Source organism: Mesorhizobium sp. M7A.F.Ca.CA.002.15.2.1, from assembly GCF_003998715.1.
GTDB lineage: Bacteria > Pseudomonadota > Alphaproteobacteria > Rhizobiales > Rhizobiaceae > Mesorhizobium > Mesorhizobium ciceri.
Genome location: NZ_RZPI01000866.1, coordinates 1 through 2,011, shown reverse-complemented (window position 1 = coordinate 2,011; position 2,011 = coordinate 1). Strand labels below are relative to the sequence as shown.

3 protein-coding genes and 1 pseudogene are annotated in these 2,011 nt (G+C 61.6%); 1 reads left to right on the top strand and 3 read right to left on the bottom strand.

The genetic code is table 11. The annotated features are described in order from the left end of the window. The 3 genes from fmt to def form a co-directional block, all read right to left on the bottom strand. The coding region (gene fmt / locus ENZ74_RS30435; RefSeq protein ID WP_127313242.1) for a methionyl-tRNA formyltransferase at positions 1-812 on the bottom strand (812 nt) is incomplete at its 3' end. A 116-nt stretch (positions 813-928) separates the two neighbouring features. Next, positions 929-1,171 (bottom strand): plasmid stabilization protein, encoded by a 243-nt coding sequence (locus tag ENZ74_RS30430; protein WP_244506880.1) that lies wholly within the window; start codon positions 1,169-1,171, stop codon positions 929-931. A 68-nt stretch (positions 1,172-1,239) separates the two neighbouring features. Next, positions 1,240-1,770 carry a peptide deformylase gene (def, locus tag ENZ74_RS30425; RefSeq protein WP_063169729.1) on the bottom strand — a complete coding sequence of 177 codons (531 nt, stop codon included), beginning with the start codon at positions 1,768-1,770 and terminating at the stop codon, positions 1,240-1,242. 103 nt (positions 1,771-1,873) lie between these two features. On the opposite strand from def, the pseudogene ENZ74_RS35480 reads away from it, so the two are divergent. Further along, positions 1,874-2,011 (top strand): annotated as a pseudogene (locus ENZ74_RS35480) (DNA recombination protein RmuC); the annotation flags it as partial.

Sequence of the window (2,011 nt, the reverse complement as noted above, 5' to 3'; positions counted from 1 at the left end):
CCTCCCGACTCGCCCAAATCTTCCGAAGGCGACAGGCCTTGCGACAGCGTCGAGCGAAGCAGTTTCAGCCGCTCCTGGCGGCCGCCAATTCCTATCTCCGACCAGGCGCCGGGAAAGGGCGACAGGCCGCGAATATGATTGTGGACCTCACTTGCCGAGCGAGTCCAGTCCACGCGAGTCTCGGATTTATCGATTTTCTTGGCGTAGGTCACCCCATCCACAGCTTGTGTGGTGAATGTCAGCGTATTCCTTTCCAGTCGCGCCAGCGCTTCCACCATCAAGGCAGCACCGACACTCATCAACCGATCATGCAGATCGCCGGCTGTCATATCGGGTTCGATAGCGCATTTTTCAACCAGCCCGACCGGACCGGTGTCCAGGCCCTCTTCCATGCGCATCACCATCATGCCGCTTTCCAGGTCTCCGGCCATGATGGCGCGCTGGATGGGGGCGGCGCCGCGCCAGCGCGGCAGAAGCGACGCATGGCCGTTGACGCAGCCGAGCCGGGTTGCCTCCAGAACCGCCTTCGGCAGCAGCAAACCATAGGCGACGACCACCGCCACATCGGCCTGCAAGGCGCGAAAAGCGGCCTGTTCGGCCTCGCCTTTGAGCGAAACCGGCGTCCGCACCTCGATGCCCAGTCGCTCCGCCTCGCGCTGCACCGGCGACGGCGTCAGCTCCAGTCCGCGTCGTCCGGCAGCGCGCGGCGGCTGGGTATAGACGGCTGATATCTCATGGCCAGCCTCGGCGATCGCGCGCAAGGTCGGCACCGAAAACTCCGGCGTGCCCATGAAGATGACGCGAAGGGGCATTTTTTCTTCTGGTATCCTGTCTTCTTGCTCGCGCAGTGTGCCGGCTCAGGCATCCGCTTCAAACGGGTTTACGAGCTTCAGGTCAAGGCCGTCGAAGTCGCGGGACGACCGTCGCGCTATCTTTCCGCTTCGATCTTCTCCATGATTTCCGCGTATTCATCGCCAATTGCGCTTTCAGATACGAAAGCCGAGCGAATTGCAGCCCACGCCGAGAGGCTCGACTCCTCTCGGGCCGGCCTCTCCGCAACTATGCCTTTGCGCAGAAGGCCGATGGCCTTGTCCGAGACGCTCTGGCCGACCTCGCGCGCCGCCAGTTCGATCTCGCGCTTCAAAGGCTCAGGAATGTCCCTGATCAGCATGTCGACCGTCGGCATCTCCATTTGGTGGCAATCCTGCCGACAATAGGCCTGGAGGGGACTCCCGTACCTTATCCCGCGAGCTTGCCCGGCGCCTTGTCCCTGGCGAGCTTCTTGAATTTCTTTACCACCATGTCGCGCTTCAGCTTCGAGATGTGATCGATGAACAGGACGCCATTGAGGTGGTCGATCTCGTGTTGCAGGCAGGTCGCCATCAACCCCTCGGCCTCTATCTCCTGCAATTTGCCGTCGCGGTCGAGATATTTGACCCGCACGGCGGCGGGGCGTTCGACCTCGGCGTAATAATCCGGGATCGACAGGCAGCCTTCCTCATAGACGGAGCGCGCATCGGCGCTCTCCAGGATTTCCGGATTGATGAAGACATGCGGCGCCGGCGTCTCGTCTTCCTTGGCGAGATCGATCACCAGCAAGCGCAGCGGCTCGCCGATCTGGATTGCCGCCAGCCCGATGCCCGGCGCTTCATACATGGTCGCCAGCATGTCGTCGGCTAATTTGCGCAAAGGCGCGTCGACACGCTCTACGGGCTTGGAAACCTGGCGCAGGATGGGGTCGGGAAGGATGATGAGCGGCTTGATCGGCATGGCGTTCCACCTAAGACCTCCAGCGAAACGCGTCAACCGGTTGGCATCAGGCGCGTTCACGTTTTGATCTGTGCTATCGCGGCGAATCGTCTATGCTGTCCACATGAATGATTTGAGCACCATCCTTTCGGAGCCTGTCGCCCGGCTTGGCGCCACAACGATCACGCTCGGCCATGCGCTGGCCTTCGGCGTTTTGCTGTTTCTGGCCCTGTTCGTGGCGCTGGTCATTGCGTTGTGGCGG